Origin of the sequence: Mycolicibacterium parafortuitum (assembly GCF_010725485.1) — a bacterium.
In the GTDB taxonomy this organism is placed as follows: Bacteria; Actinomycetota; Actinomycetes; order Mycobacteriales; family Mycobacteriaceae; genus Mycobacterium.
Genome location: NZ_AP022598.1, coordinates 3,116,401 through 3,136,989 on the forward strand (window position 1 = coordinate 3,116,401; position 20,589 = coordinate 3,136,989).

Sequence of the window (20,589 nt, forward strand, 5' to 3'; positions counted from 1 at the left end):
CGGACGCGGGCGGCCGGCCACAGTAACGTGAAGACGCGTGAAGGCACTCCGCAGGTTCACCGTCCGCGCCCATCTTCCCGACCGACTGACGGCGCTGGAACCGCTGTCGGTCAATCTGCGCTGGTCATGGGACAAGCCGACCCAGGATCTGTTCGAGGCGATCGACCCACAGGTGTGGGATCAGGTGGACGGGGACCCGGTGGCGCTGCTCGGGCAGGTGGCCCCCGCCCGGCTGGAGGAACTCGCCGGTGACGAATCGTTCGTCCAGAGGCTCGGGCTGCTGGCCGCGGATCTCGATAACTACCTGACCAGGCCGTTGTGGTACCAGGGGCTGGCCGGTGAGCAGGGCGTCGAACCGCCGAAAGGCATCGCGTACTTCTCGATGGAATTCGGCGTGGCCGAGGTGTTGCCGAACTATTCCGGCGGCCTCGGGATCCTCGCCGGCGACCACCTGAAGTCGGCCTCCGATCTCGGGCTGCCGCTGATCGCCGTCGGGCTGTACTACCGCTCCGGGTACTTCCGCCAGTCGCTGTCGGCCGACGGCTGGCAGCACGAGAGCTATCCCGCGCTCGATCCGCAGGGTCTGCCGCTGCGACTGCTTACCGACCAGGCCGGCGCCCCGGTGCTGATCAAGCTCGCCCTGCCCGACGACGCACAGCTCAACGCTCAGGTATGGGTCGCGCAGGTCGGCCGAATCCCGTTGCTGCTGTTGGATTCCGACATCCCGGAGAACGAGCACGACCTGCGCACCGTCACCGACCGGCTCTACGGTGGCGACCAGGAACACCGGATCAAGCAGGAGATCCTGGCCGGGATCGGCGGGGTTCGGGCGATCCGGGCGTTCACCGAGATCGAGGGGCTTCCCGCACCCGAGGTGTTCCATATGAACGAGGGCCACGCCGGCTTCCTCGGCGCCGAGCGGATCCGTGAGCTCATCGAGGCGGGCCTCGACTTCGACACCGCGCTGGCCGTGGTGCGGGCGTCGACGGTGTTCACCACCCACACACCGGTGGCCGCGGGCATCGACCGTTTCCCGGCCGAGATGGTGGAGCGCTACTTCGGGGCCGGATCCGAGGAGGCATCGGTCGGCGGTTCCCGGCTGCTGCCGGGCGTGCCGCTTGAGCGCATCCTCGCCTTCGGCGCCGAAGACGACCCGTCGAAGTTCAACATGGCGCACATGGGCCTGCGGCTCGCGCAGCGCGCCAACGGCGTCTCGCTGCTGCACGGCCGCGTGAGCCGCGAGATGTTCAACGAACTGTGGCCGGGGTTCGACCCGGCCGAGGTGCCGATCGGATCGATCACCAACGGGGTGCACGCGCCGACCTGGGCGGCCCCGCAGTGGATCGAGCTCGGCCGCGAACTGCTCGGCAGCGAGGACCTGACCCAGCTGCGCGAGATGGAGTCCTGGTCGAGGCTGCAGAAGGTCGACCCGGGTCATCTGTGGTGGATCCGAAACCAGCTGAGAGCGGAGCTGATCGAGGACGTGCGGGCCCGGCTGCGCCGTTCCTGCCTGCAGCGCGGTGCCTCCGACGCCGAGTTGGGCTGGATCCCAACGGCTTTCGATCCGAACGTGCTGACCATCGGCTTCGCTCGCCGGGTTCCCACGTACAAGCGGCTGACGCTGATGCTGCGGGATCCGGAGCGGCTGGCCAACCTGCTGCTCGACGACAACAGGCCGATCCAGCTCATCGTCGCCGGTAAATCGCATCCCGCCGACGAGGGCGGAAAGGCGCTCATCCAGCAGATCGTGCGCTTCGCCGACCGCGAAGACCTTCGCCACCGCATCGCGTTCCTGCCCGATTACGACATGTCGATGGCGCGCAAGCTCTATTACGGGTGCGACGTGTGGTTGAACAACCCGCTGCGGCCGCTCGAGGCCTGTGGCACCTCCGGGATGAAGAGCGCGCTCAACGGCGGCCTGAATCTGTCGATCCGCGACGGCTGGTGGGACGAGTGGTACGACGGCGAGAACGGCTGGGAGATCCCGACCGCCGACGGTCTGGCCGATGAGAACCGTCGCGACGACCTGGAGGCGGCGGCGCTCTACGACTTGTTGGAGCGCGCCGTCACGCCCAAGTTCTACGACCGGGACGAACACGGGGTACCTACCCGCTGGGTCGAGATGGTGCGGCACACCCTGCAGTCGCTCGGCCCGAAGGTGTTGGCGTCCAGGATGGTTCGCGACTACACGCAGAAGTACTACCTGCCCGCCGCCTCGGCGCTGCGCGCGGTGATCGAGCCCGGGCTGCCCGACGCCGGCGAGTACTCGATGCCGTTCGGTTCGGCCCGCGAGCTCGCCGACTACCGTCGCCGTGCCGAGCATGCGTGGCCGCGGATCGCGATCGCCGACGTCGACAGCTACGGGCTGCCCGATGTGCCGCTGCTGGGCTCGGAGTTGACCCTGACCGCGCAGGTGGACCTCGCCGGGCTGCGGCCCGACGAGGTGGTGGTGCAGGCGGTGCTCGGCCGGGTGGACGGTGGAGACGTGCTGGTGGATCCGGCGACCGTGCCGATGATCCACACCGGCACCGCCGACAACGGCAACGAGGTCTTCACGGCGACCACGCCGTTGCCGTTCGCCGGTTCTGTCGGCTACACGGTTCGCGTGCTGCCGCGTCACCGGCTGCTGGCCGGAACCAGCGAACTGGGATTGGTCACCCTCGCCTGAGGTTCACGGAAAACGTTTGAAGCAGCGCGGGGTGTCGCCGAGTACGCCGAGGCGGAACGCGTCGATGCGGGAGAAGCCCGACGGCACCGAATCGCCGTTGACGTCACTGGCGGCCAGTCCGTTCATCAGGATGCCCGAGACAGCCTCGTCGACATCGCCTGCCGTCAGCGCGATCGTGTCGCCGTCCGGCGTCTGGATCTCCTTCGTCATCTTGGCGGTGGCCACGCCGGTCAGGCACGCCGTCCGCAGTGCGGCCGCGGCGTTGTCGAGTGCGAGACCACCGCGCTCCTGCTGGATCGCCAGCATGTAGCGCGAGACCAGCACCGAGTAGGCGACGTTGTCGCCGACGGCCAGGGAGCCGACTTGGTCCGGATCGGGTTGCGCGCTCAGATCCTCCAGGCCGTCGAGGTCGACGACGATCGTGTTGGTCGCCGGGCAGTATGACGCCGGCGGGCTGGGGCGGGCGTCGGCGCACGAGTCGGCGTCGCCGGGTTCGAAGCTCAGCGCCGGCGGGTTCTTCGGTTCGAACAGAACCTCCATCGCCTCGATGATGGAGCGGACGGACTCCTCGCTGACGGGCAGTTCGCCGGTCTGATCCTCGGGAAGCAGCACCGGAAGATCGCCGCGCCGCTGTGCGATCTCCTCAAGGTCGATGCCCGCACACGCCGACGGGCCGTCGGTGAAACCGAACTGGAACGCCGACAGGCGTTCGAAAGCCGAACCGTGCTCGTCGAATCCGACGTCCGGGTCGCCTTCGTTCAGCAGTGGGTCGCGCACCGAGATGACGCCGGCGAGCACGTTGTTCAGGCCCTCGCCGGTGCTCAAGGAGAAACGCTGTGAGGAGTCCTCGGCGACCCATCGCATGTATGCGCCGGAGAAGCAGTCGGCCTGTTGCTCGGCGACCAGCGTCGGGGTGTCCTTACCGGTCAATCCGCCCAGCCGGGAGATGGCGTGGCCGTACTCGTGGGCCAGCACCATCAGCACGCCGATGTCGCCGTGCGCGCGTTGCAGGGCGGGCAGCAGTTCGCCCCGGTCCCAGCCGATGGTGCGGTCGGCGTAGCAGAAGCCGGCGTTCACGAGACCGTAGGTGCTGTCTCCGCAGAACTCCCCGTCAAAGCCGTTGGCGTCCCACGAGATCAGCTCGGCGACGGGCTTGAACCGCTCGTCGAAGGTCTCGGGATAGGCCGTTGCCCAGTAGTCCTCGATATCGCTGATAGCGCTGGCGCCGAGCTCGTCGATCGCTCCGCCGTCGGTGCCCTCCACGTCGCGGGCCGGCCCTTCGGCGTTGGGGCGCAGCCCCGACGGGCCGTCTGTCGCTGGCATCCCGGCCACCTTGAACGGATCGTCGAACACCGATACGGCCCGGCCCGGCATCGTCGTCGTACACGCGGTCACGACCAGCGCGGCGCCGACGGCCACGGACAGCCCCAGTAGGGATCTCTGTCTGAAACTCCTGGTGGGGCTCATCGCCGGCGCCTTTCGCTCGTGGCGCAGCGGCCCCGAGGCCGTCGGCCGTACTCCTGTCAGAATAGTGAGTTCGCGCCGTCGGCTCGGAATATCGCCGCCTATCGCCGCCTATCGCGCTGCCGCGGTGTCTTCGGCGCCGCGGAGCCTGCGCAGCGCGGCGAGCACCCTGGTGCTGTCGGTGGTCGCCCAGAACGGTGGCAGTGATGCGCGCAGGTAACCGCTGTAGCGTGCGGTGGCCATCCGGGAGTCGAGCACCGCCACGACGCCGCGGTCCTCGACGCGACGCAACAGCCGGCCGGCGCCCTGGGCCAGCAGCAGGGCGGCGTGGCTGGCCGCCACGGCCATGAACCCGTTGCCGCCGCGCGCCGCGATCCGGCGCTGGCGGGCGGTCAGCAGCGGGTCGTCGGGCCGCGGGAACGGGATACGGTCGATCAGGACGAGGGACAGCGACGGGCCGGGCACATCGACGCCCTGCCACAGCGACAGCGTTCCGAACAGCGAGGTCTGCTCGTCCTCGGCGAACTGCGCGACCAGCGCGGAGGTGGTGTCGTCACCCTGGCACAGCACAGGGGTGTCGAGACGCTCGCGCATGACCTCCGCGGCCGCCTTGGCCGCTCGCATCGACGAGAAAAGGCCCAGCGTGCGGCCATCGGCCGCCTCGATCAAGGCCGTGATCTCGTCGAGCTGCTCGGCGGACCCGGTGCCGTCGCGTCCTGGCGGCGGCAGATGCGCGGCGACGTACAGGATCCCGGACTTCGCATGGTCGAACGGAGACCCGACGTCGAGGCCGCGCCACCGCGGGAATTTGGGCTCCTCCGGGGAGTCAGCCCCGCCGGACAGACCCCACGCGGCGGCCATCGCGTCGAAACTGCCACCGATGGTCAAGGTGGCCGACGTCAGCACCGCGGTGGCATGCCCGAACAACCGGGTCCGCAGCAGGCCCGACACCGACAACGGTGCGACGCGCAGAATGGTGCGCCCGCCGGACCGTCCGTCCTCGTACTGCTCGAGCCACACCACGTCGGTCCGGTCGGGGATCGCGGGAACGAACGAGTCCAGGATCCGCGCCGCCGTGTCGGCGACATCCGAAAGCGCGGTGGCGGCCTCGCTGCGCGCGGTCGCCGTCTTCGGGTCGTTGCGTGAGGTGTCGACCGCGGAACGCGCGGCGTGGGCCGAATCGCGAAGCACTGTCAAGTAATTGGCGAGTTCTTCGTCGAGAACGTCGATGCGGCCGGGGCGCGCGTCGAACAGCGCCGAGGTGAACGTCGCGATCGCCGCCTCCAGCCGCTGGGCCAATTCGGGCGGTACGACGCGGGCGGCGCGGCGGTGCGCGACGCCCAGGGCGGTGGGTGACAGTTCCCCGGTGGCCACACCGGTGACGCGGTCGACGAGTTCGTGTGCTTCGTCGACGACCAGCAGGTCGTGTTCGGGCAGCACGTTGAGGTCGCCGATCGCGTCGATCGCCAGCAGCGCGTGGTTGGTCACGACGACATCGGCCTGCCCGGCGCGTTCGCGGGCCCGCTCCGAGAAGCAGTCGGTGCCGAACGGGCAGCGCGACACCCCGATGCACTCCCTCGACGAAACGCTGACCTGCGCCCAGGACCGGTCGGGCACACCGGGTTTGAGTTCGTCGCGGTCGCCGGTGTCGGTGGTGTCCGACCACTGGGTCAGTCGCTGCACGTCGCGTCCCATCGCGCTGGCCGCGACCGGGGAGAACAACTCCTCCTGCGGCACGTCGTCGGGTTCGGCAGCGGCGGATCCGTTGTGGATCTTGTTCAGGCACAGGTAGTTTCCGCGCCCCTTGAGCAGTGCGAAGGCAGGTCGCCGGGGGAGTGTCCCGGCCAGCGCGTCGGCCAGCCGGGGCAGGTCCCGGTCGACCAGCTGCCGCTGCAGCGCGATCGTCGCCGTCGACACGATCACCGGCCGGTTGTCGCTGAGCGACCGCGCGACGGCGGGCACCAGATAGGCCAGCGACTTGCCGGTGCCCGTCCCTGCCTGGACCGCGAGGTGCTCGCCGGTGGTGAACGCGCGTGCGACGGCCTCGGCCATCTCAATCTGACCGTCGCGGGTCGCGCCGCCCAGCGCCGCGACCGCGGTGGCCAGCAGATCGGTCACCTCCACCGCTCAGCTCCGGCCTGGGGTGGGGGCGATGATCCGGGTCGGGATCGCGGCGTCGCCTCTGGACAGCTTCAGCCCGTCCCACGGCAGGCTGAGCAGCCCGTCGCGGACCCGGGCGCGAGCGCTGTGCAGGTCGAGTTCGGCGACCGGCTCCCCGTGACGCACCAGTGGCACGGTCAGCGGACGTGCGGCCAGATCGACGGGGACGTCCGGAGCCGGACGGTCGGCCGGATGCACGATCTCCTCGATGATGGTGCCCGAGGCCTTCGCCCATCGGACGGCCCGCTTGCGGCCGCCGTGGGATTCCTTGTGGCTGCTGCGCTTCTCCACCGGGATGCCGTCGACCTCGACGAGCTTGTACACCATGCCCGCCGTGGGGGCGCCCGATCCGGTGACCACCGAGGTCCCGACGCCGTAGAGGTCGACCGGTTCGGCGCGCAGCGCGGCGATCGCGAACTCGTCGAGATCGCCGGACACCACGATCTTGGTCCCGGTGGCGCCCAGTGCGTCCAGCTGCTCGCGGACCTGGCGGGCCAGCACGCCGAGATCGCCGGAGTCGATCCGGACCGCCCCGAGCCGGGGGCCGGCCACCTCGACCGCGTTGGCGACACCGGCGGTGATGTCGTAGGTGTCGACGAGCAGTGTGGTGTCCACGCCGAGGGCCTCGACCTGCGCGCGGAACGCCGCCTTCTCCCAATCCGACGGCGTGGTGCCTGCCCCGGTGGTGTGCAGCAGCGTGAACGCGTGCGCGCTGGTGCCCAGCGCCGGTACGCCGTGACGGCGCTCGGCCTCCAGGTTCGACGACCCGGCGAACCCGGCGAGATAGGCGGCCCGCGCGGCGGCGACCGCGGCCTGCTCGTGGGCGCGCCGCGACCCCATCTCGATCAGCGGGCGGCCTGCGGCGACGCTGACCATCCGCGCCGCGGCGGAGGCGACCGCGGCGTCGTAGTTGAAGATCGACAGCGCCATGGTCTCCAGCACCACGCATTCGGCGAACGTCCCGTGCACCGACAGCACCGGTGAACCCGGGAAATACAGTTCGCCTTCGGGATAGCCGTCGATGTCGCCGGCGAACCGGTAGCCGGCCAGGTACTCCAGGGCGGCCGGCTCGAGGAAGCTCTCCAGCACGGAGAGCTCGGTGTCGTCGAATCTGAACGCCTGCAACGCTTCCACGAAGCGGGCCGTACCCGCGGTGACGCCGTAGCGCCTGCCCTCGGGAAGCCGGCGGGCGAACACCTCGAACGAACACCGCCGGTGCGCGGTGCCGTCCCGCAGCGCGGCGGCAAGCATGGTGAGCTCGTACTTGTCGGTCAGCAACGCCGTCGACGCCGCGCGGTCCTGCCGCGTCGGTCTGCCCGGAGGCGAGGTGGTCACGACCCAACCGTATCGGGTTCGGAGCACCTTCAGAGCGGCACTACGCTCCCGGTATCCTGGCCGCATGGTGACGCCGGCGAAGGCCCAACCGGGGACTCGCGAAGACCGTGATGTCAGTGAGGACGCCGCCAGCGACGCACCATGGGTGACCATCGTCTGGGACGACCCGGTCAACCTGATGACCTACGTGACCTACGTGCTGCAGAAGCTCTTCGGTTACTCCGAGCCGCATGCGACGAAGTTGATGTTGCAGGTGCACAACGAGGGCAAGGCGGTGGTCTCGGCGGGCAGCCGGGAATCCATGGAAAGAGATGTATCCAGGCTCCACGCCGCAGGGCTGTGGGCGACGCTGCAACAGGACCGTTGAAGACGCTGTGCGTAAATGGAAGCGGGTCGATGGTCCCGGCGGGCCCCGGTTTCGGTCGGCGCTGGCCCCTCACGAGGCCGAGCTGCTGAGCAGCCTGGTCACCTCGATACTCGGGATGCTCGACGACCGGGAAGCGTCCGCACCGCTCGACGAACTCGCCGAGATCACCGGCATGCGGACCGGCAATTCTGTTCCGCCGCAAGACGATACGATGAAGCGCCTGCTTCCGGACTTCTATCGGCCCGCGACCCAGCACCCGGCCGGTTCGGCTGCCGCCGAAAGCCTGAACAGCGCGCTGCGCAGCCTGCACGAGCCCGAGATCCTGGACGCGAAACGGGAAGCGGCGCAACGTGTGCTGGACACCGTTCCCGCCGGCGGCGGGCGGTTCGAGCTTTCCGAGGACGAGGCCCAGGCCTGGGTCGCCGCCGTCAACGACGTCCGGCTGGCGTTGGGCACGATGCTGCAGATCGGGCCGGACGGCCCCGACCGGCTGCCGAGCGAGCATCCGCTGGCCGGCCACCTGGACGTCTACCAGTGGTTGACGGTGTTGCAGGAGTACCTGGTGGTGTCGCTGATGGGGTCCCGATGAGCAGAGGGTCCCGATGAGCGCTTGCGCGAAGAGCAGAGGGTCCCGATGAGCGGATCGATCAGCGACGTGGGTGGCATCCTCGTCGGCCATCATCACGCGATCGACGCCGACGCGACGCTCGGCTCGGGCTGGGCCACCGGGACCACCGTCGTGCTGACACCCCCGGGAACCGTCGGCGCGGTCGACGGCCGCGGCGGTGCCCCCGGCACCCGCGAGACCGACCTGCTGGATCCGGCGAACTCCGTGCGCCATGTCGACGGCGTCGTCCTCACCGGCGGCAGTGCCTTCGGGCTGGCGGCCGCCGACGGCGTGATGGCGTTCCTCGAAGAACAGGGGCGCGGCGTCGCGATCGAGAATGGCGTGGTGCCGATCGTGCCCGCCGCGGTCATCTTCGATCTGCCGGTCGGTGGCTGGCAGTGTCGCCCGGACGCCGACTACGGCTACCGGGCCGCGCAGTCGGCGAGCACCGATGTGGGCATCGGCACAGTCGGCGCCGGGGCGGGGGCGCGCGCCGGCGTGCTCAAAGGTGGTGTCGGCACGGCGTCGGTGACGCTGGACTCCGGGGTGACCGTCGGGGCGCTCGTGGTCGTCAACTCTGCGGGCGACGTCATCGACCCGGAGACGGGGCTGCCGTGGCTGGCGTCGCACGTCGAGGAGTTCGGGCTGGTGGCCCCGCCCGCGGACGAACGCGGCGCGTACGCCGACCGGCACCGCGAGCTCAGCCCGCTGAACACCACGATCGCGGTGGTCGCCACCGACGCCGCACTCAGCAAGGCCGCCTGCCGGAGGGTGGCCGTCGCCGCCCAGGACGGTCTGGCCCGCACCATCAATCCGTGCCATACGCCGCTGGACGGCGACACGGTGTTCGCGCTGTCGACCGGGGCCGTCGAGGTGAACCCGGACCCCACCACCCCGGCGTCGATGACCCCGGAACTGCCGCTGATGACCGCTGTCGGCGCGGCCGCGGCGGAGGTGTTGGCACGCGCGGTCCTGATCGGAGTGCTGGCCGCCGAGAGCGTCGCCGGAATACCGACATACCGTGAACTGTTGCCCGGAGCGTTTGAGTGAATCACCGGGAGAGGGGAGCCGGACCTTGCTGACGATTCGTGCCGACCTGGTCGAGGCCATGGTCGAGCATGCCCGGGCCGACCACCCGGACGAGGCCTGCGGCATCATCGCCGGGCCCGAAGGGTCTGACCGGCCGGAGCGGTTCATCCCGATGGTGAACGCCGAGCGGTCGCCGACGTTCTACCGCTTCGACTCGGGTGAGCAGCTCAAGGTGTGGCGGGCGATGGACGACGCCGACGAGGTGCCGGTGGTGATCTACCACTCGCACACCGCAACCGAGGCCTACCCGAGCCGGACGGACATCAGTTACGCATCCGAGCCGGACGCCCACTACGTTCTGGTGTCGACGCGTGACCCCGACGAGCACGAGGTGCGTAGCTACCGCATCGTGGACGGCGTCGTCACCGAAGAGCCCGTCACCATCGTCGAGCAGTACTAGAAGCAAGGAGCCCTGACATGGCTGTTTCCGTGTCCATCCCGACCATCCTGCGCACCCACACCGGCGGCGAGAAGCGCGTCACCGCCTCCGGGGACACGCTCGCAGCGGTCATCGCCGACCTCGAGGCCAACTACTCGGGGATCTCGGAGCGCCTCATCGACTCCGACAACGCAGGCAAACTGCACCGATTCGTCAACATCTACGTCAACGACGAGGACGTCCGGTTCTCCGGCGGCCTGGACACCGCGATCGCCGACGGCGACTCGGTGACGATCCTGCCCGCCGTGGCCGGGGGGGCTGAGCGGCTCTCGTGACCCGCTACAACTCCCTGCTCGAAGCCCTGGGCGACACGCCGCTCGTCGGACTGCAGAGGTTGTCCCCGCGCTGGGAGGACACCGACGACGGGCCGCACGTGCGGCTGTGGGCCAAGCTCGAAGATCGCAACCCGACGGGCTCGATCAAGGACCGCCCCGCACTGCGGATGATCGAGGACGCCGAACGCGAGGGTCGCCTCAAGCCCGGCGACACCATCCTGGAGCCGACGAGCGGCAACACCGGGATCTCGCTGGCGATGGCCGCGCTGCTCAAGGGCTACCAGATGATCTGCGTGATGCCGGAGAACACGTCGATCGAACGCAGGCAGCTCCTCGAGCTCTACGGCGCCCGCATCATCTACTCCCCGGCCGAGGGCGGGTCCAACACCGCCGTCGCACAGGCCAAGGAACTCGCGCAGCAGAACCCGTCGTGGGTGATGCTCTACCAGTACGGCAACCCGTCGAACGCAGCCGCCCACTACGACGGCACCGGCCCGGAACTGCTCGCCGACCTCCCCGAGATCACCCATTTCGTCGCCGGCCTCGGCACCACGGGCACGCTGATGGGCACCGGACGGTTCCTGCGTGAGCACGTGCCCGGAGTGCAGATCGTGGCCGCCGAACCGCGCTACGGCGAGGGCGTCTACGCACTGCGCAACATCGACGAGGGGTTCATCCCCGAGCTCTACGACCCCGACGTGCTGACCACCCGGTTCGCGGTCGGCTCCTATGACGCGGTGCGGCGCACCCGGGAACTGGTGCAGGTCGAGGGCATCTTCGCCGGCATCTCGACCGGGGCGATCCTGCACGCGGCGCTCGGGATGGCGGCCAAGGCGCTCAAGGCGGGTGAGCGCGCTGACATCGCATTCACCGTCTGCGACGCCGGCTGGAAGTATCTGTCGACCGGTGCGTACGCCGGTAGCCTGGATGACGCGGAGGACGCGCTGGAAGGGCAACTTTGGGCATGACGGGCACCGGTGGTCACTCGGCGCTTCCCGCGCAGCCGAACAAGCGGCCCGCGTGGTTGGTCGGTGGCCTCACCGTCGTGTCGTTCGTCGCCCTGCTCTACGTCATCGAGGCCTACGACTCGGTGACCGGACACCAGCTGGACCGCAACGGGATTCGCCCGCTGGAGACCGACGGCCTCAGCGGCATCCTGTTCGCCCCACTGCTGCACTCCAATTGGGAACACCTGGTGGCCAACACCGGCCCGGCGTTGGTGCTCGGGTTCCTGATGACGCTGGCCGGGCTGTCCCGCTTCATCTTCGCGACGGCGATCATCTGGATCGTCGGCGGCTTCGGCACCTGGCTGATCGGCAACATCGGTGCGCCGACCTACAACGGGGTCGTCGTCGAGACCAATCACATCGGGGCCTCCGGGCTGATCTTCGGCTGGCTGACCTTCCTGATCGTGTTCGGCTTTTTCACCAGGAAGGTGTGGGAGATCGTCGTCGGCGTCGTGGTGCTCTTCATCTACGGCAGCATCCTGCTGGGCGTCCTGCCGGGAACGTTCGGCGTCTCCTGGCAGGGCCATCTGTGCGGCGCCGCCGCCGGCGTGCTGGCCGCCTATCTGCTGTCCGGGCCGGAGCGCAAGGCACGCGCGCTGCGGCGCCCGGTTCGTCCGCCGCAGCTGAACTCATGACGCCGGACGCGATGCGCCCGGTCGGGATCTTCGACTCCGGGGTCGGCGGGCTCACGGTGGCCCGCGCGGTGATCGACCAGCTGCCCGACGAGGACATCATCTACGTCGGTGACACCGGCAACGGCCCGTACGGCCCGCTGACCATCCCCGAGATCCGCGCGCACGCGCTGGCCATCGGGGACGACCTCGCCGAGCGCGGCGTCAAGGCGCTTGTCATCGCGTGTAACTCGGCGTCGTCGGCGTGCCTGCGGGATGCCCGGGAACGCTATGCGCCGATCCCGGTGGTCGAGGTGATCCTGCCCGCGGTGCGTCGCGCCGTCGCGACGACCCGCAACGGCCGCATCGGGGTGATCGGTACCGCGGCGACCATCGCCTCGGGCGCCTACCAGGACGCGTTCGCCGCCGCGCGTGACATCGAGCTGTTCGGGGTGGCGTGCCCGCGCTTCGTCGACTTCGTCGAACGCGGGGTCACCAGCGGGCGGCAGGTACTCGGGCTGGCCGAGGGTTATCTGGAGCCGCTGCAGCGCGCCGGGGTGGACACCCTGGTGCTGGGCTGCACGCATTACCCGATGCTCTCGGGCCTGATCCAGCTCGCCATGGGCGATCACGTGACGCTGGTGTCCAGCGCCGAGGAGACGGCCAAGGATCTGCTGCGGGTGCTGACCGAGCGTGACCTGCTGGCACCGCACCGCGATGCCGGGGCGCCGGCGCAGCGGGTGTTCGAGGCGACCGGGGACCCGGACGCGTTCACGGCGCTGGCCGCGCGGTTCCTGGGGCCCTCACTGGACGGGGTGCGCCCGGTGCAGCGTCACGCGGGTAGCCGGACATGATGTTCCTCGCCGAAAGCGGCGATGTTTTCGCCAAGCCACTGGAGGGCATGGCAAGCTAATGGGCGTGCGAATCACCGTACTCGGTTGTTCCGGCAGTGTTGTCGGTCCAGATTCGCCTGCGTCCGGATACCTCGTCACCGCGCCCGACACGCCGCCGTTGGTGCTCGACTTCGGCGGAGGTGTGCTCGGCGCGCTGCAACGCCACGCCGATCCGAACTCGGTGCACGTGCTGCTGTCGCATCTGCACGCCGACCACTGCCTCGATCTTCCCGGCCTTTTCGTGTGGCGCCGCTATCACCCGACCCCGGCGCCCGAACGCGGGATCGTGTACGGGCCGGCGAACACCTGGGCTCGGCTGGGTGCCGCGTCGTCGCCGGAGGGCGGCGAGATCGACGACTTCACCGACATCTTCGACATCCGCCACTGGGTCGACGCGCAACCGGTCCAGATCGGCGCGCTGACCGTGCTTCCGCGCGTGGTGTGCCACCCCACCGAGTCCTACGGCATGCGCATCACGGACCCGTCGGGCGCGACGCTGGTCTACAGCGGGGACACCGGGTATTGCGACCAGCTCATCGAGTTGGCCCGCGGCGCCGACGTGTTCCTGTGCGAGGCATCGTGGACGCATTCGCCGGAGCGCCCGCCCCGGCTGCATCTGTCCGGCACCGAGGCAGGCCGCGCGGCCGCCCGGGCCGGGGTCGGCGAACTGCTGCTGACGCACATCCCGCCGTGGACCTCACGCGAGGACGTCATCAGCGAGGCCAAGGCGGAATTCGACGGCCCGGTGCACGCCGTGGTGTGCAACGAGTCGTTCGACGTCTCCCGCGCCTGAGGTTTCCGCCACGGGGTCGCGGTGTCCGAGCGACCGGTTAGGGTTGGCCACGTGTCCAGACGAGAAGACGGCCGGCTCGACGACGAATTGCGCCCTGTCAGCATCACCCGCGGTTTCACCACCCATCCGGCGGGGTCGGTGCTGGTGGAATTCGGCCAGACCCGGGTGATGTGCACCGCCAGCGTGACCGAGGGCGTGCCCCGCTGGCGTAAGGGCTCAGGGCAGGGCTGGCTCACCGCGGAGTACGCGATGCTGCCGGCAGCCACCCATGACCGGTCCGACCGGGAATCGGTCAAGGGCCGTGTCGGTGGCCGGACCCAGGAGATCAGCAGGCTGGTCGGCCGCTCGCTGCGGGCCTGCATCGACCTGGCAGCGCTGGGGGAGAACACCATCGCGATCGACTGCGACGTGCTGCAGGCCGACGGCGGCACCCGGACCGCCGCCATCACGGGCGCGTTCGTCGCGCTGTCGGACGCGGTGACCTACCTCGGTGCGGCGGGCAAGCTGTCGGATCCGCGGCCCCTGTCGTGTGCGATCGCCGCGGTCAGCGTCGGTGTGGTCGACGGACGGGTGCGCGTCGACCTGCCCTACAGCGAGGATTCGCGCGCCGAGGTCGACATGAACGTCGTCGCCACCGATACCGGGACGCTTGTCGAGATCCAGGGCACCGGCGAGGGAGCGACGTTCCCACGCTCGACCCTGGACAAGATGCTCGATGCCGCGATGGCGGCGTGCGACGAGCTCTTCGAGATCCAGCGCAAGGCGCTGGAACTGCCGTATCCCGGGACGCTGCCCGAGTCCGGCGAGCCCCCGAAGAAAGCGTTCGGAAGCTGAGCCGGCTCCTCGTCGCGTCCCGCAATGTGAAGAAGCTCGCCGAGCTGCGTCGCGTGCTCGACGCGGCGGGATTGTCGGGACTGACGCTGCTGTCCCTCGACGACGTGCCCGCATTCGACGAAGCCCCCGAGACCGGTGCGACCTTCGAGGACAACGCGCTGGCCAAGGCGCGGGACGCGTTCACCGCAACCGGGTTGCCCGCGGTTGCCGACGATTCCGGCCTCGAAGTCGACGCCCTCAACGGGATGCCGGGCGTGCTCAGTGCGCGATGGTCCGGCAGGCACGGCGACGACCCGGCGAACACCGCGCTGCTGCTGGGTCAGCTGCGCGACGTACCCGATGACCGGCGCGGCGCGGCGTTCGTGTCGGCGTGTGCGCTGGTGCGCGGTCCCGGCGATGCCGACGCGACCGTCGTGCGGGGTGAGTGGCGAGGTGCCATCGTGCGTGAACCCCGCGGTGACGGTGGGTTCGGTTACGACCCGGTGTTCCTGCCCGCCGGTTCGGAGCGGACAGCCGCCGAGCTCACCCCGGCCGAGAAGGATGCCGCGTCGCATCGCGGGCGGGCGCTCGCGGCGCTGCTGCCGGCTTTGCGCGCACTGGTCTGAGGTGCGCTCACCCGGTTGAGCAGCCATGCCGCCGGGACGGTCAGCGCCAACGTCGCGGCGATCAGCCCGGGCATGGAACCGGTGAACAGCGGCCAGCGCAGCACAACATCCATCGTCACGGCCATCACCACGACGTGCACCAGGAAGATCTCGTAGGAGATCTCACCGAGCCACACCATCGGCCTGCTGCCCAGCACCCGGGTGTAGGAGTCGCGGTTGGCCAGCGCCGCCGGCGCCACGGCCAGTGTTGCGATCACTCCATAGAGCAGCGACTTCGCCACCGGCGCCCACATCAGGTCCGGGCCGGTGAGGGTGCCGCCCACCGCGGTGGACACCACGAGATACAACGCGCACGCGACCGGGATCGCGACGATGGCGGCGCAGCGTTTGCCCATCGCCTCCAGCACCGCGAGCGCCATGCCGCCGGCGAACCACACCAGGTGCGCCGGCAGCCACATCCCGGCGGAGTTCGGCAACACCTCGGTACCAACCACCACGAACAGCCATGCGGGTGACACCGCGGCCAGCAGCGCGATCCCGGTCAGCGCGCGGCGCGGCTGCCACCGACCCAGGCACAGCACGCGCAGGATGGCGAACGCGAGCACGGGCAGCGCGATGTAGAAGGACACCTCCACGGCCAGACTCCACATCTGCGACAAGCCGAGGTGCAGCGTCGTGGCCAGGTGGTCCTCGGCGTAGATCTGGGTGAACGTGAGGTGGCGCAGCAGTCCCGACCACGTCTGACCGGGGTTGGGTCCCGGCGTGAACACCGTGTAGATCTCGAATACCGCAATCACCACCACCAGGTAGGCGGGCAGGATACGGCGGAGTCTGCGCCGGCCGTACCGGCGCACGGACGGCGGCGCGGTACCGCCCGCGGCGGCACGAACCCAGGGGCGGAACAGTAGAAAACCGCTGAGGACGAAGAAGATCGCCACACCGATCTCGAGCCGCGAATACATCGCGCCGAGGTAGCCGTGGTTGAGGTAACCCGTCGCGAACGCGGCGTGGGTGGCGACGACGAAGAGCGCCGCGATCGCGCGGAGCCCGGCGAGCGCCGGATCGCGGGGGGATGCGTCGCTCGGCAGCCCCGCCAGCGCGGCGCGGCAGCGCACGCCGGGGCTGGCTGACATCGGCACCGAGTGTAGTCAGCGTCGGCGGGGTGCAGGCCGTCTCGGCGACGGGCTAGATGCCGAACTGCTCCTTGATGCGCTGAGTCTGGAAATGCTCGACGATGACGCCGACCAGCGGGATGGTGCCGGCGAGCAGCACCCCGACCGTCTTGGCGATCGGCCAGCGCACTTTCACCGCGAGGTTGGCAGTGAAGAGCAGATAGACGAAGTACACCCAGCCGTGCACGACTGCGATCCAGCCCAGCGAATCGTCGTTGAACCCGTACTTCATCACCATCTCGTAGCAGAGCGCGATCAGCCACAGGCCCGTCGCCCAGGCCAGTACGCGATATCCGGTGAGCGCTTTGCGGATCGATTCGACAGGGGTGAGCGGAGCGGGGGATTCGGGTGCGGTCACTTGCCGGTTCCTCTTGTCTGCTGGGTGGTGTCTTCGTCGTCGGCTCGGGCCAACTCGGCCAGGTAGGCGTTGTACTCACGCAGCGCGGGATCGACGTCGTCGTCGGCGCCGGCATCCGGAGAAGGACTTGTCGGTCGCTGGGGGAGCAGTTCGGCGGGGATCTCGGTGACGGCGTCGGGCGGATGCAGTTCGGGCGGGGCTTCCTCGTAGCGCACGAACTTGAAGTACGCGTACACGCAGAAACCGGCGAACAGCGGCCACTGCATCGCATAGCCGAGGTTCTGGAAGCTGCCTGTCGTCGACTCGTAACGACTCCACTGCCACCAGGCGAGCGCGAGGCAGCCCGCAGCGGCGGCGATCACCAACAGGATGAGCGCCGGCCTCCTACGCCGTGTAGTGGACACAGTTCAACGGTACCGCGCGATCCTTCGGTCGATGAATTCGTCCAGACGGGCGGTGGCGCAGTCGTTGCGCCCGGTGGCGAGCTCGTCGTGGCGGCCCCGATCTATCGCCCTGAGGCTACGAAAGGACTCCGACACGGCAGGTTGGTACGATCGCACCCACTGCGGGCGTGGCGAAATTGGTTTACGCGCGGGCTTTAGGTGCCCGTGTTCGAAAGAACATGTGGGTTCGAGTCCCACCGCCCGCACTCAAGAAGTCTTGCGATGCAACCAGATTCAGTGTCTCAGACCGTAAAGCCGGCGCTGGGGAACGCGGTCAGCATCGTCGCCGCGAGATAGCGTGCGGCGCTTCCCGCCACCAGGGGTTCCCGGGCCACCAGCGGGTTGTTGGCCACGAACTTGCGGATGTGATCGATGACGTCGACCACCTGCTGACCGGCCGATGGATTGACCGGTGCGGCGAACCGGCTCAGTGGATGGATGAAACGACGGTCACCGTGCTGTGCGGTGACCTCACCCCAGAGTGCTCGGTGAAAGGTGATCAGGTCGAGTCGGGCCTGTCGTAGGGTGCCTGCCATAGCGATTCCGTCCGCGACCACCGCGACCAGGTCGCCGCGGCCAAAGGATGCGACGTGCTCACCGATGCTGAAGTCGACGGTGCCCGCCCGGACACGGCATAGCAGCACGCCCTGGGGGGCGGCCATCTCGTACCGAATGCCCGAGCTGATCTCTGCGTCGTCGAGGGTCATCGGGCCGACGCGTGTGCGCCAGATCCGGATCCAGGGATTCGCGGTCGCCTGTGTGTCCGCAAAGATGCGCATCGGGCTGTAGGAACAGGCCAGCGCCGCGGCGGCTTCGTCGAGATCTGAGGTGTTGACGAGGTACCGGCCTGCGACATCCATGCGGTCCCGGCTCACGCGAACTCGACCTGTGAGAACCGCACAGCGACGATCCGCCGCTCTGACTGGACCAACACGGTGGGCCCGCTCCTCATATTTGCACTCGCATGTAATTGACGACTGCGTAATACTACGCAGACATGCGGGCATGGAGGGTGTTCTAGGACCGACGGTTTCTTGCCGCTCTACGTTGCCTTCTGCGCCGTCGCGGGCCGATCCCGCAATCTGCGTCGATCTGTCAGCGGGTGTTGCGTCCAGTGGTTACCGCGTGCGGATCAAGAAGCAGCAATGCCCGGGGCCTCGGTAGCGGTAGCCGCGACATCGCTGGCCTGCGTCTTGAAGCACAAGATGCTCGCGGTGAAGCTCACCAAGGCGATAGCCCCGGCAAACGCGGCGATCAACGTCTCGGCCAGCCCCCAGCTCGCCAGGGCGAACGCCAGCGAGATGATCGCTGTGACGATCAGGAACAGCCCCGTCGTCGCCACGGTCTCGTTGAACGGATCGTCGGCGCTAAGTGCGTTGTCGGCCCTCTCGGCCATGGTTCCCTCCTGGGCAAGCTGTGGTCAGGGACGTAGTTACCCCTTGGTAAATCCGCGAAACCTCGATCTCATTGCCTCGGTCTCATTGCGTCGTCCGGGTGACGACCCTCTCGGCGTTTACGGGAGTAGTCGGTGGGGAAGCGGGGGACTCGGTACCCATGACGGATCTGAGGTTTCTCGATCTACACGGTGACCGCGTCGCATATCGCGACGTCGGCGACGGTGACGAGACGTTGTTGCTGCTGCACGGCATGGCAGGCAGCTCCGACACCTGGCGCGCGGTGATGCCGCAGTTGTCCAAGCGGTATCGGGTGATCGCGCCGGACCTGCTCGGGCACGGGCAATCGGCGAAACCGCGGGGCGATTACTCGTTGGGGGCCTTCGCGGCGTGGTTGCGAGACCTGCTCGACGAACTGGGTGTCACGTCGGTGACCCTCGTCGGCCAGTCTCTGGGCGGCGGCGTCGCGATGCAGTTCGTCTACCAGCATCCCGATTACTGCCGGAGACTCGTGCTGATCAGCAGCGGCGGGCTCGGTCAGGACGTCGGATGGACGTTGCGACTGCTCTCCGCGCCCGGCTCGGAGCTGCTACTTCCCGCGATCACGCTTCCGCCGCTGATCAGGGCAGGCGAAAAGCTTCGGTCGTGGTTCTCGGCGGTCAACGTCGGATCGCCGCGCGGGGCGGAGATGTGGAGCGCCTACTCGTCGCTCGCCGATTCGCAGACGCGTCAGGCGTTCCTGCGCACACTGCGCTCGGTCGTGGACTACCGCGGCCAGGCGGTCAGTGCGCTCAACAAACTGCACCTCACGTCGGAACTGCCCCTGATGGTGATCTGGGGTGACCAGGACCGCATCATCCCCGTCGACCACGGTTTCGCTCTCGATCAGCACCGGCCCGGTTGCCGAATCGAAGTGCTCGACGGTGTGGGACATTTCCCGCACGTCGAGAAGCCCGACGTCGTCGTCGATCTTCTCGACGACTTCATCGCGCTCACGGAACAACCGAGCCGGCGGCGGCCCGAGACACCGATCAGTTGACCGGCGTCACCGCCTTCTGACCGAGAACCCGTTGCGTTCGGCCAGCGACCGCAGCTGCTTGAGTGCGAACTGACGGTTGCGGCCCCCCTCGGGCAGCACGATTCCTGCCCACAGGCCCACTGCGCCCGGTGTCACACACGCTTCGCGTGCGCACTGCCAGCGTCGAGGGCAGGCGCGACACAGCGCTTTGGCGCCGTCGTCCGCGGTGGTGGTCCACCGGTCCGGATCCCGGGTGCACGGCGCGGCCCACGGGTCCTCTTCGATCGATAGTGGATACATCGGACCCCCATTCCCTTCCGTTCGGCCACGGTACGTTTGTATCGTAGGGACAATACGGCTGTATTGTCGAACCGGGGACGGAGCGCGTTGGGAAGGGTTTGGGAAGGCAGTTGTCTACGGTGACGGGTGTGATATCTGAGCCAGCCCGGGTGGGGGTCGCGGTTCCGCGAAACTTCGAGCGGATCCGCGCCGCGGCCTTACACAGCTTCGGCGAGCACGGTGCGGCGGCGACCACGATGCGCGGGGTCGCCGCGGCGGCCGGTGTCTCCCTGGGGCTGGTTCAGCATCACTTCGCGACCAAAGCGGGGCTGATCGAAGCCGTTGACGACTACGTGATGAAACTCGTGGTGTCGATGATGTCGCGGCCGCTGTCGGAGCCGCCGGTCGATTCGGTCGCCGAGATCGGGAACCGGATCACCACGATGTTCTCCGAGGAACCCGACGTCGTGGCGTACCTGGGTAGGGCACTGGCTGACGGCAGTCCGATCGGGGCGAGAATCTTCGACACCCTGCTGGCGAGCGGCATCGCGCGCTGGCAGCAGCGCATCGACCGCGGCGAGGTGCGCCCGGATATCGACGTCACCTGGGCCGCGATCAACGGGCTCGTGCTCGCGCTCGGCGCGATCAGCCTGCGGCCGCACCTCGATCGGCACCTCGCCCAACCGTTCATGAGCCCCCAGCAACTCGAGCGTTGGCAGCGTGCGGTGGACACCCTGTTGCGCGACGGACTGTTCCGCCACGACTGACCGACGGCGGG

General features: G+C 68.8%; 22 protein-coding genes, 1 tRNA gene and 1 pseudogene. 15 read left to right on the forward strand and 9 right to left on the reverse strand.

Annotated features, from left to right (window positions below; translation table 11 throughout):
• The first annotated feature begins 37 nt into the window (after positions 1 to 37).
• On the forward strand, positions 38 to 2,668 hold the full coding sequence (gene glgP, locus NTM_RS15025) for an alpha-glucan family phosphorylase (RefSeq protein WP_104865929.1): 2,631 nt from the start codon (positions 38 to 40) through the stop codon (positions 2,666 to 2,668).
• 3 nt (positions 2,669 to 2,671) lie between these two features.
• On the opposite strand, the gene NTM_RS15030 is transcribed toward glgP, so the two are convergent.
• From NTM_RS15030 to NTM_RS15040, 3 genes are all read right to left on the reverse strand, one after another.
• A complete protein-coding gene (locus NTM_RS15030; protein WP_104865928.1) occupies positions 2,672 to 4,135 on the reverse strand; it encodes a neutral zinc metallopeptidase in 1,464 nt (487 codons plus the stop codon).
• Positions 4,136 to 4,243: 108 nt separating this feature from the next.
• Complete coding sequence (locus NTM_RS15035; protein WP_104865927.1) at positions 4,244 to 6,256, reverse strand: ATP-dependent DNA helicase; 2,013 nt, start codon at positions 6,254 to 6,256, stop codon at positions 4,244 to 4,246.
• Positions 6,257 to 6,259: 3 nt separating this feature from the next.
• Entirely contained in the window at positions 6,260 to 7,627 is a 1,368-nt protein-coding gene (locus tag NTM_RS15040) for a nicotinate phosphoribosyltransferase (protein ID WP_272955230.1), read from the reverse strand.
• A 64-nt stretch (positions 7,628 to 7,691) separates the two neighbouring features.
• Between NTM_RS15040 and clpS the strand changes: the two genes are divergently transcribed.
• The 11 genes from clpS to rdgB are packed head-to-tail and all read left to right on the forward strand — an operon-like array spanning position 7,692 to position 15,147.
• A complete protein-coding gene (clpS, locus tag NTM_RS15045) occupies positions 7,692 to 7,994 on the forward strand; it encodes an ATP-dependent Clp protease adapter ClpS (RefSeq protein WP_163766748.1) in 303 nt (100 codons plus the stop codon).
• A gap of 7 nt (positions 7,995 to 8,001) precedes the next feature.
• Positions 8,002 to 8,583 carry an oxidative stress transcriptional regulator AosR gene (gene aosR, locus NTM_RS15050; RefSeq protein WP_104865924.1) on the forward strand — a complete coding sequence of 194 codons (582 nt, stop codon included), beginning with the start codon at positions 8,002 to 8,004 and terminating at the stop codon, positions 8,581 to 8,583.
• A gap of 45 nt (positions 8,584 to 8,628) precedes the next feature.
• A complete protein-coding gene (locus NTM_RS15055) occupies positions 8,629 to 9,651 on the forward strand; it encodes a P1 family peptidase (protein ID WP_104865923.1) in 1,023 nt (340 codons plus the stop codon).
• A 25-nt stretch (positions 9,652 to 9,676) separates the two neighbouring features.
• Positions 9,677 to 10,090: a M67 family metallopeptidase gene (locus tag NTM_RS15060; protein ID WP_083145375.1), complete on the forward strand. Its 414-nt coding sequence runs from the start codon at positions 9,677 to 9,679 to the stop codon at positions 10,088 to 10,090.
• 17 nt (positions 10,091 to 10,107) lie between these two features.
• Positions 10,108 to 10,404, forward strand: coding sequence for a MoaD/ThiS family protein (locus NTM_RS15065; protein WP_104865922.1), 297 nt, complete (start codon positions 10,108 to 10,110; stop codon positions 10,402 to 10,404).
• Positions 10,401 to 11,372, forward strand: a complete 972-nt coding sequence (locus NTM_RS15070; RefSeq protein ID WP_104865921.1) for a cysteine synthase — start codon at positions 10,401 to 10,403, stop codon at positions 11,370 to 11,372. The genes NTM_RS15065 and NTM_RS15070 overlap by 4 nt, the downstream gene beginning before the upstream one ends.
• Positions 11,369 to 12,046: a rhomboid family intramembrane serine protease gene (locus NTM_RS15075; RefSeq protein ID WP_104865920.1), complete on the forward strand. Its 678-nt coding sequence runs from the start codon at positions 11,369 to 11,371 to the stop codon at positions 12,044 to 12,046. Before NTM_RS15070 ends, NTM_RS15075 begins: the two co-directional genes overlap by 4 nt.
• Entirely contained in the window at positions 12,043 to 12,876 is an 834-nt protein-coding gene (gene murI / locus NTM_RS15080) for a glutamate racemase (protein ID WP_083145379.1), read from the forward strand. The genes NTM_RS15075 and murI overlap by 4 nt, the downstream gene beginning before the upstream one ends.
• A gap of 58 nt (positions 12,877 to 12,934) precedes the next feature.
• On the forward strand, positions 12,935 to 13,708 hold the full coding sequence (locus NTM_RS15085) for a cyclic nucleotide-degrading phosphodiesterase (RefSeq protein WP_104865919.1): 774 nt from the start codon (positions 12,935 to 12,937) through the stop codon (positions 13,706 to 13,708).
• A gap of 51 nt (positions 13,709 to 13,759) precedes the next feature.
• Positions 13,760 to 14,542 (forward strand): ribonuclease PH, encoded by a 783-nt coding sequence (rph, locus tag NTM_RS15090; RefSeq protein ID WP_104865918.1) that lies wholly within the window; start codon positions 13,760 to 13,762, stop codon positions 14,540 to 14,542.
• Positions 14,539 to 15,147 carry an RdgB/HAM1 family non-canonical purine NTP pyrophosphatase gene (gene rdgB, locus NTM_RS15095; protein ID WP_104865954.1) on the forward strand — a complete coding sequence of 203 codons (609 nt, stop codon included), beginning with the start codon at positions 14,539 to 14,541 and terminating at the stop codon, positions 15,145 to 15,147. The genes rph and rdgB overlap by 4 nt, the downstream gene beginning before the upstream one ends.
• Here the strand turns inward: rdgB and NTM_RS15100 are convergent.
• From NTM_RS15100 to NTM_RS15110, 3 genes and pseudogenes are all read right to left on the reverse strand, one after another.
• Positions 15,147 to 16,280, reverse strand: a pseudogene (locus NTM_RS15100) (acyltransferase family protein); the annotation flags it as partial. The gene rdgB and the pseudogene NTM_RS15100 overlap by 1 nt on opposite strands.
• Before the next feature lie 52 nt (positions 16,281 to 16,332).
• Positions 16,333 to 16,677: a DUF3817 domain-containing protein gene (locus NTM_RS15105; protein ID WP_104865917.1), complete on the reverse strand. Its 345-nt coding sequence runs from the start codon at positions 16,675 to 16,677 to the stop codon at positions 16,333 to 16,335.
• Positions 16,674 to 17,081 (reverse strand): hypothetical protein, encoded by a 408-nt coding sequence (locus NTM_RS15110; protein WP_163766749.1) that lies wholly within the window; start codon positions 17,079 to 17,081, stop codon positions 16,674 to 16,676. The genes NTM_RS15105 and NTM_RS15110 overlap by 4 nt, the downstream gene beginning before the upstream one ends.
• Before the next feature lie 161 nt (positions 17,082 to 17,242).
• On the opposite strand from NTM_RS15110, the gene NTM_RS15115 reads away from it, so the two are divergent.
• A tRNA-Leu gene (locus tag NTM_RS15115) sits at positions 17,243 to 17,326 on the forward strand.
• A gap of 36 nt (positions 17,327 to 17,362) precedes the next feature.
• Here NTM_RS15115 and NTM_RS15120 read toward each other — a convergent pair.
• Complete coding sequence (locus NTM_RS15120; RefSeq protein ID WP_232079715.1) at positions 17,363 to 17,995, reverse strand: hypothetical protein; 633 nt, start codon at positions 17,993 to 17,995, stop codon at positions 17,363 to 17,365.
• Positions 17,996 to 18,252: 257 nt separating this feature from the next.
• A complete protein-coding gene (locus NTM_RS15125; RefSeq protein ID WP_104865915.1) occupies positions 18,253 to 18,516 on the reverse strand; it encodes a hypothetical protein in 264 nt (87 codons plus the stop codon).
• Between the two features lie 158 nt (positions 18,517 to 18,674).
• Here NTM_RS15125 and NTM_RS15130 point away from each other — a divergent pair, with 158 nt between their 5' ends.
• Complete coding sequence (locus tag NTM_RS15130) at positions 18,675 to 19,553, forward strand: alpha/beta fold hydrolase (protein ID WP_163766750.1); 879 nt, start codon at positions 18,675 to 18,677, stop codon at positions 19,551 to 19,553.
• Between the two features lie 6 nt (positions 19,554 to 19,559).
• Here the strand turns inward: NTM_RS15130 and NTM_RS15135 are convergent, their stop codons facing one another.
• Complete coding sequence (locus tag NTM_RS15135; RefSeq protein WP_083145387.1) at positions 19,560 to 19,832, reverse strand: WhiB family transcriptional regulator; 273 nt, start codon at positions 19,830 to 19,832, stop codon at positions 19,560 to 19,562.
• A 128-nt stretch (positions 19,833 to 19,960) separates the two neighbouring features.
• Between NTM_RS15135 and NTM_RS15140 the strand changes: the two genes are divergently transcribed.
• Positions 19,961 to 20,578, forward strand: a complete 618-nt coding sequence (locus tag NTM_RS15140; protein WP_163766751.1) for a TetR/AcrR family transcriptional regulator — start codon at positions 19,961 to 19,963, stop codon at positions 20,576 to 20,578.
• Positions 20,579 to 20,589 lie beyond the last annotated feature (11 nt).

Coding starts and splice junctions, on each gene's coding strand:
- NTM_RS15030 (WP_104865928.1), bottom strand. CDS start 4,135: ATGAGCCCCACCAGGAGTTTCAGACAGAGATCCCTACTGGGGCTGTCC.
- clpS (WP_163766748.1), top strand. CDS start 7,692: ATGGTGACGCCGGCGAAGGCCCAACCGGGGACTCGCGAAGACCGTGAT.
- NTM_RS15055 (WP_104865923.1), top strand. CDS start 8,629: ATGAGCGGATCGATCAGCGACGTGGGTGGCATCCTCGTCGGCCATCAT.
- NTM_RS15065 (WP_104865922.1), top strand. CDS start 10,108: ATGGCTGTTTCCGTGTCCATCCCGACCATCCTGCGCACCCACACCGGC.
- NTM_RS15075 (WP_104865920.1), top strand. CDS start 11,369: ATGACGGGCACCGGTGGTCACTCGGCGCTTCCCGCGCAGCCGAACAAG.
- murI (WP_083145379.1), top strand. CDS start 12,043: ATGACGCCGGACGCGATGCGCCCGGTCGGGATCTTCGACTCCGGGGTC.
- NTM_RS15085 (WP_104865919.1), top strand. CDS start 12,935: ATGGGCGTGCGAATCACCGTACTCGGTTGTTCCGGCAGTGTTGTCGGT.
- NTM_RS15125 (WP_104865915.1), bottom strand. CDS start 18,516: ATGGCCGAGAGGGCCGACAACGCACTTAGCGCCGACGATCCGTTCAAC.
- NTM_RS15130 (WP_163766750.1), top strand. CDS start 18,675: ATGACGGATCTGAGGTTTCTCGATCTACACGGTGACCGCGTCGCATAT.
- NTM_RS15135 (WP_083145387.1), bottom strand. CDS start 19,832: ATGTATCCACTATCGATCGAAGAGGACCCGTGGGCCGCGCCGTGCACC.